General features: G+C 66.4%; 9 protein-coding genes. 2 read left to right on the forward strand and 7 right to left on the reverse strand.

Going from position 1 to position 13,169, the window contains the following annotated elements; translation table 11 throughout:
- Positions 1-211 precede the first annotated feature (211 nt).
- On the reverse strand, positions 212-1,648 hold the full coding sequence (locus tag Q0X68_RS08300; protein WP_297750174.1) for a serine/threonine-protein kinase: 1,437 nt from the start codon (positions 1,646-1,648) through the stop codon (positions 212-214).
- A gap of 116 nt (positions 1,649-1,764) precedes the next feature.
- Between Q0X68_RS08300 and Q0X68_RS08305 the strand changes: the two genes are divergently transcribed.
- Complete coding sequence (locus Q0X68_RS08305) at positions 1,765-3,462, forward strand: DUF6049 family protein (protein ID WP_297750177.1); 1,698 nt, start codon at positions 1,765-1,767, stop codon at positions 3,460-3,462.
- Complete coding sequence (gene murJ, locus Q0X68_RS08310; protein WP_297750180.1) at positions 3,446-7,015, forward strand: murein biosynthesis integral membrane protein MurJ; 3,570 nt, start codon at positions 3,446-3,448, stop codon at positions 7,013-7,015. The genes Q0X68_RS08305 and murJ overlap by 17 nt, the downstream gene beginning before the upstream one ends.
- A 139-nt stretch (positions 7,016-7,154) precedes the next feature.
- Here murJ and Q0X68_RS08315 read toward each other — a convergent pair whose 3' ends face one another.
- The 6 genes from Q0X68_RS08315 to Q0X68_RS08340 form a co-directional block, all read right to left on the reverse strand.
- Entirely contained in the window at positions 7,155-8,336 is a 1,182-nt protein-coding gene (locus Q0X68_RS08315) for a hypothetical protein (protein WP_297750183.1), read from the reverse strand.
- Between the two features lies 1 nt (position 8,337).
- Complete coding sequence (locus Q0X68_RS08320; protein WP_297750186.1) at positions 8,338-9,162, reverse strand: hypothetical protein; 825 nt, start codon at positions 9,160-9,162, stop codon at positions 8,338-8,340.
- Entirely contained in the window at positions 9,159-9,839 is a 681-nt protein-coding gene (locus Q0X68_RS08325; protein ID WP_297750189.1) for a hypothetical protein, read from the reverse strand. Before Q0X68_RS08325 ends, Q0X68_RS08320 begins: the two co-directional genes overlap by 4 nt.
- 122 nt (positions 9,840-9,961) lie before the next feature.
- Entirely contained in the window at positions 9,962-10,870 is a 909-nt protein-coding gene (locus tag Q0X68_RS08330; RefSeq protein WP_297750192.1) for a hypothetical protein, read from the reverse strand.
- A gap of 59 nt (positions 10,871-10,929) precedes the next feature.
- Complete coding sequence (locus Q0X68_RS08335) at positions 10,930-12,324, reverse strand: hypothetical protein (RefSeq protein ID WP_297750195.1); 1,395 nt, start codon at positions 12,322-12,324, stop codon at positions 10,930-10,932.
- Positions 12,325-12,327: 3 nt separating this feature from the next.
- Entirely contained in the window at positions 12,328-13,104 is a 777-nt protein-coding gene (locus Q0X68_RS08340; RefSeq protein WP_297750198.1) for a hypothetical protein, read from the reverse strand.
- Positions 13,105-13,169 lie beyond the last annotated feature (65 nt).

The following is a 13,169-nucleotide window of genomic DNA, read 5'->3' on the forward strand; positions in this document are numbered from 1 at the left end:
CAAATTCCTACTCGACCACCGCATCGAGCACGGACCCCTCGACGAGGACGCCGCCACGAAGCTCCTCCTCGACTGGTGGGCCGAGCAGCACTGAGCCTTCAACTGCAAAACTCGCCAACAGCGGCACGCCTCATGCGTGATTGAGCGAGGAGCAACGCCACTGTTGGCGAGTTTTGCAGTTTCTCAGCGTGCACCCCGATGCTGGCGAGTGTTACTCCAGCGACCCGATGCGCGGCCCGGATGTGGCGATACAGCTGAACCGCCGCTCGCCAGCTTCGAACTTCTCCGGGCTGGGTGGGAGCACGTCGATCTTGAGGCGCTCGAGCGGCACCTCGGTGAACTCGTCCAGGGCGTCCGTCGTGCACGCCTTCTTGAACTCGGAACTCTCCCGCACCTTCTCCGGCGCGGGCGATTCGGCGTCGGCGGAAAGCTTCCCAGTGGCGAAGGTCTGCCAGTGATGCTGCTCTTCACAACGCCGTTCCTCCGCGACGACCCCGCCGTCAATCTCCTGAAGCTCACCGAAACATGCCCCGACGGCAGGCACCACCCAAGTGATCTCCGCAGGCGGCTTGCCTTCTGTGCCGGGCGTCTCCTCGCCGCCGATCCTGATCCAGTTCGTCGCAAGCCCAATGCCCGCGAGGACGACGAGCACCGCGACGAGCGACGTCACGACGAGCGGCCACACCCACGGGTTGCGCCGCGGCGTCGGCTCGGCAGGCACCGTGCTCATGTGTGCCGTCGAGTTGACGTCGGTGCGCAGCTCGGGCGCGATCTGGGTGACGTCGGTGTGCATCTGCACATCACGCCCCGGCCCTAGTCGGCCGCGCAGAGCGACGAGTTGGGCCCGCAGTTCGGCTGCGGTCGGGCGCGAGTCAGGATCGTGGCTGGTGGCATGCCAAATCGTCTGCATCAGCGGCTGGGCATACGGGATGTGCGTGGGCGCGGGCAGCGGAGACTCGAGATGCTGGATGATCTCCGCGACGGTCATGGCGCTGCCGTCGGGATTGCAGCGCGGTGCGCGCCCGGTCAAGACGGTGTAGAAGGTGGCGCCGAGGCTCCAGATGTCCGCAGCTTTGCTCGGCACGGCGCGCTCGAACGTCTCCGGCGAGGCGTAGGCGGGGGTGAGCGCCTCGAGGGTGACGGAGAAATCCTCGCCCGGATTGGGCAGTGCGGCCAGGCCGAAATCGCCCAGGCGCGGGGTGCCGTAGGAGTCGATCATGATGTTGGCGGGCTTGAGGTCGCGGTGCAGGATGCCGTGCTCGTGGGCGGCCGCGAGCGCCTCGGTGATCGCGATGGCAAGCTCATTCACGTCCGCCGGGCGCAACGGGCCATGCCTCTTCACGAGTTTCGCGACGGAACCGCCGTCGCAAAGCTCCATGACGAGGTAGGGGCGGTTGTCCTCGGTGGTGCCCGCATCGATGAGGCTTACCACGTGTGGATGCGACGAGATGAGCGACGCCGCGGTGGCCTCGCGGAAGAAACGTCGGGCGTTGCGGGAGTCGTCGACCACCCGTTGGTCGATCTTGATGGCCACTTCTCGGTCGAGGGATTCTTGGCGGGCGCGGTACACCGTCGCGAATCCGCCCTTGCCGATAATTGGCCCGAGGACGTAGCCGGGCACGATCGAGTGCTGATTCGACGTCGTCATGCCCCTCCTTCTCCTCGCGCGGCCACACTCATCATTCCATGCCTCGGGGGCCAAGGAGTTCGCTGCGAGCGGTGGTGCGAGCGCATCCTTCACCGCTACACGTCTACGATGGAACGGTGACCCGCACCCAATCCACGCTCTGCGTACTGTTGGTGCTGGCCCTGGCGCTCGTCGGGATCAGCCCGGCACGCGCCGACGACGCACCCACCGTGCAGGTTGCGGTGACGTCGATATCTCCGGAGCGCATCGACCCCTCGACGTCGAGTCAGCAGGTCACGGTGGAGGGTGCCGTCACGAACATCAGTAGCCAGCCGCTGTTTTGGATGGACGCGCAGCTGTGGCACTACGACGGTGCGCTCACTTCCTTCGATCTCATCAACGCCGCCATCGCCGCCGACCCGAACGCCCCGATGGGCGTGCGCCACGTTCCGGGCCAGCCCCTCGTGCGGGAGAAGCCTCTCGCCCCTGGAGCACGAACGACGTTCAAGGTCACCGTGCCGGCTGCGTCGCTGAGTGCAACGGAGGGCGATCTCGTGAGCCTCATCGGCGTGCACATCCAAGCCTCGACGTCTGCCGAAGGCACCCGTGAGACGGTGGGGCGCACGCGCATCCTCCTCCCCCACTCGTCGAAACCGTTCGAGGTGCTCAACCTCAACGTCATCGCCGCGCCGCCGGGCATCCGTCCAGGTTCGAACACCGTGACACCTGAGCTGGAGAACGCAGTCGAGGGGTACCTCTCCGAGGCGTTGACAGCATCGTTCACCGAGGGAGTCACCACAGCGCTTGACCCCGCCGTCTACACCGCCGCACAGCTCATGGCGACGCGCAACACTCGGCCCAGTGAGAAAGCCCTGGCGTTCGTAGAGCGCATCGACGAGCTGCTGGCCGAGGGGCGACTGTGGCTGCTTCCTCCCGGCAACCCGAACCTCGCACGCACGCCGAACAAGCTGCGCGACAAGGTGGCGGGCTGGTCGGCGGAGCTCGCACCGGATGAGCTGAAGGAGGCGCCGTCGGCAGTGATAACCCCCGACGTGCGCCTGGCGACGAAGGGCTTTGACCACGTCATCACCTACGGCGTCCACGACCACCAGGTGCGCTACTTCCACGTCGCATCCGACGCCAGCCCGGTTGTGATCGACGATCTCCCCGCGCCGCAGGCGCAAGGCACGCTGCCGCCCACGGGAGGGGCGTGGGAGCGGGTGGACCGCGAGTTGCACGTCGCTGAGACTCACGCCGAGGTGCGAAACAGGCTCACTTCCGGGCCGGACGGCGAGCAGCCCACCGACGTGCGTCTGGCGTTCCTGGCCGCATACAGCCTGGCGTTCAGCACCGAGGACGATGCGCTGGCGTATCTCGATACGGTGCCCGAAGTGCGCTTCAACCCGAACAGCCTCACGCTGAGCGCGTCGCCGTCGTTTGTCATGGGTGAGCGCACGAGCGAGTTTCCGGTCACCATCTCCAACCCGACGAGGGTGCCGGTGTGGGTGCGCGTCACCTTCCGCTCCGACAACCCGCAGCGCATCACCGTGCCGGATACCGACGTGATCCGCGTCGGCCGGGGCGAATCGCAAACGCTGCGGGTAAAACCAGCGGCGGCATCGAATGGCATCACCACCGTGCACGCGCAGCTCGTGACCATCGACGGCACGCCCATCTCCTCGACGACGGACATCGAAATCACGAGCACCGAGTTCGGGCGCGTCGGCTGGATCATCATCATCATCTCCGGTGCAGTGGTGTTGGCTGGCACCGTGTGGCGCATTCGCTCGGTGCAGCGGGAACGTTCCAAGGAGTCCAGTGAGTCAGGTCAGTAGTACCAAGAAGCTGCTTTCGGCGAGCGCCATCATGGCCTCCGGCACGCTGATTTCGCGTGCGCTCGGGATGCTCCGGGTGGTGCTGATCGCGTTCATCCTCGGTAACGGCACCCGCCAGGCGGATATCCTGTCGATCGCGACGATGGTGCCCAACGCCCTCTACATTCTGTTCGCGGGCGGCGCGCTGAACACCGTGCTCGTGCCCCAAATCGTGCGCGCGATAAAGCACGACGAGGACGGCGGCGAGGCGTTCACGAACCGCATCATGACTGCCTTCATGCTGATCGTCGGTGCCGTCACCGTGGTGGCGATCCTGTGCGCTCCGCTGGTGACGATGCTGTACTCCGACTCGGCGTGGCGTCAGCCCGAGCTGGCCGAGCAATACGCGTCGATGGTGGCGCTCACCTACCTCACGCTGCCGCAGATTTTCTTCTACGGCGCGTTCTTCTTGCTATCGCAGATCCTCAATGCGCGCGACAAGTTCGGCCCCATGATGTGGGCGCCCATCGCGAACAACATCATCTCCATCGGCGTGCTGAGCACGTACTTCTTCGTCTGGGGCAACGACGGCGACAAGTCGGCCGCGTTCACCACTGCGCAGATTCTGGTGCTCGGCATCGGCGCCACACTCGGCATCGTGACGCAGACCCTCGTGCTGCTGCCCTTCCTCAAGCGGGTCGGCTTCAAACTGCGCCCCCGCTTCGATCTCAAGGGCACCGGCCTTCGCCACACCTTCTCGCTCACGAAATGGACGCTGGGCTTCGTCGCGGTCAACCAGCTGGCGCTCATCGTCGTGAACCGGCTAGCCACGACGGCGACGGCCGGCGGTGCGGGTGCCGGCGTGAACGTCTACTCGACCGCGCACCTGCTGTGGATCCTGCCGCACTCCCTGGTGACCACGTCGCTCGCCACCGCGATGCTGTCGAACGCGTCGCGACTGGCCGCCGACGGTGACCGCGCCGGCGTCGCTGCCGAGATGACGAAAACCGCCCGCCTGGCGCTCATCTTCCTCGTGCCCGCAACCGCGATGTTCTTGTCGATGTCGGAGCCGGTGGGCAACATCCTGTTCGGCCACGGCCAAGGCGCAGCGGATGCCGCCTGGGTTGGGCAAACGCTGGTGATGTTCGCCATCGGGCTCATCCCCTTCACCGTGCAGTTCCTCTGCCTGCGCACCTACTACGCGCTCGAAGACACCCGCACGCCGTTCCTGCTGCAAATTGGCATTGCGACGGTGAACGCGCTGGGTGCCGTGTTGCTGGTGTGGCTCGTGGCGAGCCCGGCCCGCGTCGCCCCAATGCTGGCGCTCAGCTACTCGATCGCGTACTTCTTCGGCGTGTTTGTCTCGTGGCGGGTCCTCGTCGGCAAACTGCCTGACCTCGACGGCGGCGCGCTCATGATGCACATCGTCCGCCTGCTCTTGGGTGCCGCGCCCGGCGCAGTGTTGGCTTGGTGCTTCCAGCGCTGGTTCCGCGGGCGGATGGCGGCACCAGGCGCCAGCCCAGGCGCTGCCACGGTGCCATTTTGGGCAGACCTCGTCGCCCTCGTCGTCGGGGCTGTGCTGGTGCTCGCCGCTACGGTGCTCATCGGTAAAGCCCTCAAGATTCGCGAGCTGCGCAGGCTCACGCAGCTGCTGCAGCGCAGGCGCGGCGGGGGTGCCGCCGCGAAGCCCGAGAGTGCCCCCGACGTGACCATGCCCGCCCGCGCGGCGGCCACCACGGCGGCTGCCGAGTTGGCGGTCGACGATCAGGGGCTCGTCGAGATGACGCTCACGAACCTGCACTTCACGCAGCCTGCGCGCGCGGCGGAGGATGAGGACGCTGCGGCGTTCGGCCATGTGGCCTCCGAGCGCGTGGAGCCTGCTCCGAGCAGGCAGATGCGCGCGGCCCAGTCCGCGGATATCGGTGACGTGTCCCCTCTTGATACTGCGGAGCGGGCCACCGACGAGCCGGCGGGTGGCACGTCGGATACGGAGCCGCGGCTGGCAGTCAACCCGATTGGGCGCACCGGCGATGTGCTGGGGATGCGGTACGCGCTGCTGGAGTGCCAGGTGCTGCGCACGCGGTCTGAGACGTGGATCGCCCACGACCAGGTGCTCGACCGCGACGTCATCGCGCACGTGATGGCCGACGACGACCCCGGTGCCGAGGCCCTCCTCAACGCTGCGCGACGAGGCGCCGTCGCAACCGATTCGCGATTCCTGCGGGTGCTCGACGTGGCGCGCAGCGAGGACGAGACCCGCGTCGGCGTGTACGCCATCTGCGAGTACACGGAAGGCAACACGCTCAACTCGCTGCTGAGCGCCGAGCCGATGTCGCCGAAGGAGGGCGCGCACATCGCACGGGAGGTGGCCGATGCGCTCGGCACCCTGCATGTGCAGGGGCTCTTCCACGAACGCATCGACCCCGACCACATCCTCATCACGCACAGCGGTGCGGTACGGATCGTCGGGTTTGGCACGGCCTCCGTGCTGGAGGGCGTCGACCAGGAGCGCCCGTGGAGCCAGCGGGAAGCCGCCGACGTGATGGCGTTGGCCGAGGTGCTGCGCGCGACGCAGACAAACCGGTGGTCGCCGTCCACCGACGACCGCGCCGACGGGTACCCGCTGTGCGAGGTGTGGCAAGGCGTGTTCGACGGCCGGATCGGCACCATGGACGCTCTTGCGGAGGCGCTGCCCAACCAGGATGCGAGCCAGCAGCTGGAGGCCAAGATGGGGCTCTCCAGCCGGGCGCGAGTGACACCCCCGGTGGCGGGTGCGTCTGCCGCCGTACCCAGCGACGAGGTCGCGCGGGCGGAGTCCACCGACGTCATCCGGCCTGTCCAGGGTGAGCCCAGCCAGTCTGGTGTGCCCACAGCCCCTCCCGCCCAGCGTGACGAGGCGCCGTCGGAGGCCGGCGCGGAGCGCGCCCCCGTCGTGCTCACGAAGCGGCGGGCGGCCCTCATGCTGGTGGCCATGCTGGTGGGGCTCGCGCTGTTGGTGTGGTTGGCCGTCGCGGCGCTGCGCGGCAGTAGTCAACCGGCGGCCACTCCGACGGCGACCGGCAGCGCATCTGCGTCGGCGAGCCCGAGCGCCACGAGCGCAGGTGGAGCGATCACCGTCGCGGCGGTGAAGGACTTCGACCCGAGCGGCGACAACGGCAACGACGAGGAGTTTCCCGACAAGGTGGGCAACGTCGTCGACGGCGACGCCACCACCTCGTGGACGACGATGCGTTACCTCAACCGCCCGACGCTGGGCGGGTTGAAGCCGGGCGTCGGCCTAGTGCTCGACCTCGGTGAGGCGCGCGAGGTGGGTGGCGTTGACATCACCTTCGTTGGCGCTGGCCCCACCAAGGTGGAGCTGCGGGCACCCAAGGGTGAGCAGGCGTCGATGAAGACGGTGAAGGATTGGAACGTCGTCGCCGAGAACAAGGCGATGGCACCTGGCAAGGGCACGATCACACCGGACTCCAAGCTCACCACGCGCTACGTGCTCGTCTACCTCACGGAGCTGCCGCCGGTAGACGGCGGATTCCAGGGCGAGATCGCTGAAATCACCGTGCAACCGCCGCGCTGAGCGTTCGGCGCATCCGGGCTCCCGGAGAACAACTGCAAAACTCGCCAACAGTCGCACGCCTCATGCGTGACTGAGCGAGGAGCGACGCAACTAGTGGCGAATTTTGCAGTTTGCACCGCGTAGACCGGCGCAAGCGGAATCAGAAACGAACGCGATGCTCGGTGGTGTTGAACCTTCCGCGGCGGGGCACGTCAGTACGCATCTCGCGACGATCCGCACTGGGGCCTTGGTGCGCTTGGCCCGTCTGCGCCTCGCCCTGGTCGTCAGCCTCACCAGCACCAGGTTCGGAGGCTTCGCCGTCCTGCGCCTCGGCGCGGCGGGCGACGGGAGCCACGTCGGAGGACAGCCAACCGACGAGCTGCCTGGCCGTGTCACCAGGTTGCAGGCCGGACTTGCTCGTCCCCGACGGCCACTGCTCGCCAAGCACAGCCGTGGCGGAGCGGATGTCGTCGACGAATCCGGCAATGTGGTCGGTGCCTTCAGCGGAGATATCGAGCGCCTCGGGCAGCAACTCAGTGTTGCAGCGTTCAATGGCGCGCTCGAATTGCTGCACCCGACGAAACAGCTGCCCAGGGAAGCCCGGCTGTGTAGAGGTAGCCTGCTGCAACGTGGTGCGCAGCGCATCGTGCACGGCGATGAGCACCGCCCGGTTCAGCGTGCTGATGACGTCGTATGCATCTGCCATGGCGCGCGGCAGATACTGAAACTCCTCGTTGGCCGCCACCTGCACGTCGGCCATCTGGCGGTATGCCATGGCCGCGGGGCCGCTCCACCCGTCCACGCGCGTGAGCCTGGGCAGTATGGGCGCTACCTGCTCCACCACGTCGGCGGTCTCCGACCACACTTGCGCCGTCTCCGCCACTTCCTCAGGCACGTTCATGTGGATGGTGACGTCGTCCTCGATGCGACGGCGCACCTCGGCCAGCGCGGCTCGAGCGCGCTGCACGACGTCGTCGGAGAGCTGCGCGAAGAGTCGCTGCTCGGGCAGGAACGAACGCATGCCACCCATCAACGACTGCAACGCCGCAAAGAGCTCTTCGAAGCCGCGCTGATCGGCGTGCACGGCCTCCTCGAGCGCCGCTTCGAGCTGTTCGACGACGTTCATCATCTGCCGGTACTCGCGCGTCTGCAGCGACGCATCACCCACGCTCATCCGCCGCATGTAGCCGTCAAGCGTCTCTTCCAGCCCATCGGCGTACTGCTCCACGGCCTGCTGCATGGTCTGGCTATCCGCTTGTTCGGCAGCGTCAGCGACCCCTGCCGTCGGGCACCCCACGCCAGTCTTCGTCGCCACGGCTCCGGAGAGTTGTAGTGCAGTCATGTCAGCCTTCCTGCTTGCCGGCCGCGGTGACAGCCGCGTCCTCGGACTCCTCATAGGCGCGCACCGAGCTCACCATCGAGTGGCTGATGGTGAGGAACTCCTGCGCCGCCTCGTGCCCCCACCGCTCAGCGGCCGACGCGAGACCGTCGGTGGACACCCTGGCCTTCTCCGCAAACCCGAGGCTCACAGGTGCCGGCATGCGCGACGACGCGTGCCCGTAGGCGTCCGCAATCTGCGACCATAACTCAGCCACCTCCGACATCCGCCCCTGCTCGACGGTGAACCCGTCGCGGTTGACCTCGTCACCCTCCCCCGTGGGGGCATGGGGCACGAACGTGTCTTCGGGCTCAGCCTGCTCAGCGGCCTCATCTTCGACGCCACCCCCGCCTTCAGACATGGCGTCACCGCCGGCGGCCATGGGTCCGCCAGCCGGCATCCCGCCACCGGGCGCAGCTCCGCCGGGCATCGCATCGCCGGCGTTCTCGGGCTTGATCTCCTTCGCCGACGTGAGCGTTCCCGCTTGTCGGGGCGCGTAGTTCGACGGCGCACCGCCAGCCGGAGCGGGTCCCGTCGACCCGCCAAGCCCACCGCCTCCGCCAGAGCCGTTTCCGCCGCCGCGGCCGCCCATGCCGCCCATCATCATCGGAGGCATCATGCCGGGGCCGCCGCCCATCGCGTTCGGCCCGCCTGCAGCGTTCGGGCTCAGCAAGCCCTCGCGCAGCTCTGCGGAGCCGAGCAGGTCGTCGCTTTCTGCTGCGACGCCGCTGAATTTCGACTCGGATGCGCGCCGGGCGAGCTCCCTCCAGATTTCATTCAGTTCGCTCACGCTTGCTCCTCACGTCGTGGGCTGAGTAGTCGTCGGAACCCCGCCATCAGCACCTCGTGTTCGAGGCGGAAGCGGTCGAGTTCTCGCTGTTTGTGGTCTGTGGTGGGGACGAACGCCTGGTAGGCCTTCATCGTGGCCCCGTACACGGCGCTGCAGATCGAGCCGACCTGCGCCTCGTCGAGCCACTCCTCATCGAACATCACGCGTGCCGGATGCCCCGCACGGTTCAGCATCACCACTGCCCCGGTGTGCTCCCCCGTCGCCTCGGGTGGGTTCTCGGGGAGGTGATCGGCCTCGTCGATGGCGCGTTGCCACGCTGCAGAGTGATCGTGCAGCATGGCCGCGTACGCGTCGACGGCGGCAGCGCTCAGCGGAGGAAGGTTCAGCATGAGCCCCGACGTGTCGAGCGCCGCGTCTTGTTCTTCGACGATCGCAGCCGACGACAGCAAGAACGCCTCTTCGAAGGCCTGCGCCAGCGTTTGCCCAGGCTCCAGCTTGTCGAACCAGGTTGGGGAGACGCGAACCGTCTTCAACCGCCCCTGCTCAAACCACAGTTTGACGACACCGCCGCCTGCGAAACCGCCGGTGCCAAGCTCTTCCTCCAACGGCACGTCAGACTCCCCGCCAGGTGGTGGGGCGAGCGGGTCGTACTCGTCGTCAAACAAATCGTCGGACACGCCGTTCAGTATTCCAGCGGAGGGGATCACTTCGACGGGTTACGAGCACCCATCTGAGCATGTCCAGCGAGAACACGACGGTGGGGCCACCCTGCCGGGCAGCCCCACCGTGAGTGTGCAGGTCAGCGCTCAGTACCTTCGCTTCCTGGGGCATCGGGATCAATGTTGGCACCAGCAGGAGCCTTCGGCGCCGTCACGTCGATCTCCGGCGACGGCACACCCTCCTGCCCGTGCTGCGAGGAGCCACTCGGCCATCCAGAGCGCAACACGCTCGCTGACGATTCAACGTCCTGCAATCGTGCTTGCAGCTCACCCGACGGGAGATCAGCCAGATAGAGAACCTCCTCCAGTAAGCCTGCCAGCTGGGAGAGCACTGCTCCACAGCGCGCCGTGTTCACGTAGAACCGCCCCTCGGAATCGGCAACGCATTGCTGCATGTACCCCAGCGCAGTCTGGATGCTCGAGTTCGCGCCCGACAGCACGCCGTAGTTCAAGCTCTCGGCGACGTGGAGCGTCTCAGCCATGTTCTTCGCACGCGGGAACAGCTCGTTACACGCCTGCACCTGCACCTCCGTCATGGTGAGGTATTCGTTGCTGGCCGGCCCGTGCCAATCCGGAATCTGCCCGTAGTCAGGGATTGGGTCGATGACGGCCTTCAGCTCGCGCGCGTGAGCACTCCACTCGTGGAACTCTCCGGTCAGCCTCTCGGGGATGCCGAGAAACTTCTTGAGCTGAGTGACAGTACCTTCCACCTGCTCCAACTGTGCATACGCGTCGTCGACGACGTCTTGGCAACGCTGTTTGAACGCCTCGCGATCTGCGAAGTAGTTCAGTTTATGCTCCCACACTTCCTTCAGCTCGTCCAAAAACGAGGTGACTTGCTGCTCGTCCATCCGCACTGCGGTGTCGAGGCTCGTGCGCAGCGCTTCCGCGTTCGAGGGAAGATTCTTGTAGTCCTGGTCTTTCTCCGACGAAGTGGGCTCGCCAAGGAATGCGTCGTCGGAGTACGTCGCCCTCGCGCTCGTCAGCATGTGAGCTATGGGAGGAAACCTGCGTATTATGACTCCCGATCCAGCTGCTGCCACCATGTTCACTGACCCCTCACCTGGCTCGACTGATGCACGCCGTACCCTTCTTGTTCTTCGTACCTATCGGCAGCCGCAATGAGGCTTTCACCGATCTGGTTGAATTCCTTGCTCGCGCCGGTTGACCAGTCGATGACGGAACCACCCAGCGTGTGTGTTGCTGGCAGCGCGGATGCGATGAATCCGAAATCTTGCGGTAGTTGCATCTTGCTCTGCACCGCAGCCGTTTTGTCGGATGCTTCCTGCCATTTTTTAGCCCATTCGCGCAGCTGAGCCTGGTCGACGCTGTAACTGGTATCCTTGCCGCTCTGCGGTCCGGAGCCCGTTCCACCGCCGCCTCCTGAAGTTCCACCAGATCCTGTGCCCGAGGGAGGCATAGATGTGGGGAGGTTAGGCTGCCCGGCGCCTGGGACATTCCCACCGCCTGCGGGGCCAATGTCAGGGCCGCCGATGCCACCGTCGGGACCGATACCAGGATTGCCAATGCCGCCGTCGGGCCCTTGTCCGCCGCCAATACTGTCGCGGGCACCGCCCGGCGTGGTTCCAGGTGCGGTCGGGATATTGGTTCCGTGCGACGGGTTGACGCTGGACCAACCGTCGGGGCTGAGCACGCCACCGAATGCGGCCCGGTCGTAGCCCTGGTCACCGGGGTACAGCGGGCTGCTGCCGCCGGGATGGCGTGGGTCGCCGGGCATGATCGGATCACCGTAGCTCCAACCGTGCCGCCCACCGTCGCTGGGCAACACGCCACCGACACCGTTGTTGCCACCGCCCCAGGTGCTTGGGTCATTCGGGTTGTAGCCGGTGGGGACATTCCAGCTGCTGGGATCCGACGGATCACCGTAGGCGCCCTCGGACCAACCAGGGACGAGGTCGCCGTAGCGGGGATCGCCGGGGAAGATCGCGCCGACATCGCCGCCGGGGTGGCGGGGATCGCCGGGGAGAATCGGATCGCCTGGCTTCCAGTTCGACGGGATACTGCCAAGCGGGGACTCGTCGCCCGCCGCTAACACGCCGGGGCTGCCGCCGCCCGGTCCCATACCAGTACCAGCAGTGCCGAGCCCGCCGGGTGCACCACCCGCACTACGCATCGCGCTCTGCGCACCCATAGCGTTCATGTTCGCCGCGTTCACTTGGCCCGCAGCCATGGCATTGGCGCCCATGGCGTTCTGGGCACCCGCGCCGGCACCAGCACCTCCACCGGCACCGCCCATCATCATCGGGGGCATCATGCCCGGCCCGGAATTCTTCCCCTTGCCACCGGACGCGTTGGGGTTGATGAGCCCTTCGCGCAGCTCGCCATCGTCGAGCAGATCGTTCGAGTCGGCGGAGATACCCGAAAACTCGGATTCGGTGGCCCGCTGCTGCAGTTCTTTATCCTGGTCTGACGATTCAGTCATTGCTCACCTTCTGGGATCGAACAGACGGTAGAAGCCGGCCATCATGTACTCCTGCTCCGCCTCCATCGTCCGCATTGCCTCGTCACGTTCATTCGTTTCGGGGACGTACCGCTCAAACTGCTCGTACGCCTTGGTTGCTGCCGCGCTGACGTTGATGCAGATCGACCCGACCTGCGCGTCGTCGAGCCACTTCTGGTTGAACTCTACCCGGCTCGGGAAGCCGGCATTCGTGAGCGTCACAACGACACCGGCCGACTTCCCACGAAAGGTGGGCACTGGCGCCGGGGGCTCCTTGACGGACTCCTCCACCAACGCGAGCCAGCGTTTGCGGTGGTCGTTCATCATTCGCACGTACAGCGAGATGTTCTCCGGCGTGAGTGGCGGGATCTCGCCGAAATCAGCATCGTCGAACGACGTTGATTCGACGGCGCCCCGCTCAGCGACGCGCATCCGGGCTTTGGCAAACGCGTCTTGGAACGCCAGCTCCAGGGTTTGACCAGGACCGAGCCGCTGAAACCAGACGGGGCTCACCCGCACCTTCGACATCCGCCCGTCGTCTTCCACCCAAATCCGAACGATGCCGTTGCCGCCCCCGATTCCGCCGTCGCCTTCTTCTTCGTCCAGCGCATCGTCGACGATCACCTCGACGTCGGCGGGATGCTGCGAACCTGAGCGCTCCGACGCCTCGTCAACGCGCGCCGGCTCGTCGACGTCTGCGGGGGCAGCGTCGATCATGGGTGCGAGCGGGTCGTAGTCGTCGTCGAAGTAGTCGGTGGACACGCTCTGCAGTATTGCAGCGGAGGGGGTCATAACAGCCTTTCGGCGTGTCTCCGGTTGGGCGGCTG

This window comes from uncultured Tessaracoccus sp. (assembly GCF_947286155.1).
Classification (GTDB): domain Bacteria; phylum Actinomycetota; class Actinomycetes; order Propionibacteriales; family Propionibacteriaceae; genus Arachnia.

Excerpts from the sequence above, each read along its gene's own strand:
- Q0X68_RS08300 (WP_297750174.1), bottom strand. The coding sequence starts at position 1,648 with ATGACGACGTCGAATCAGCACTCGATCGTGCCCGGCTACGTCCTCGGG.
- Q0X68_RS08315 (WP_297750183.1), bottom strand. The coding sequence starts at position 8,336 with ATGACTGCACTACAACTCTCCGGAGCCGTGGCGACGAAGACTGGCGTG.
- Q0X68_RS08330 (WP_297750192.1), bottom strand. The coding sequence starts at position 10,870 with ATGCTGACGAGCGCGAGGGCGACGTACTCCGACGACGCATTCCTTGGC.
- Q0X68_RS08335 (WP_297750195.1), bottom strand. The coding sequence starts at position 12,324 with ATGACTGAATCGTCAGACCAGGATAAAGAACTGCAGCAGCGGGCCACC.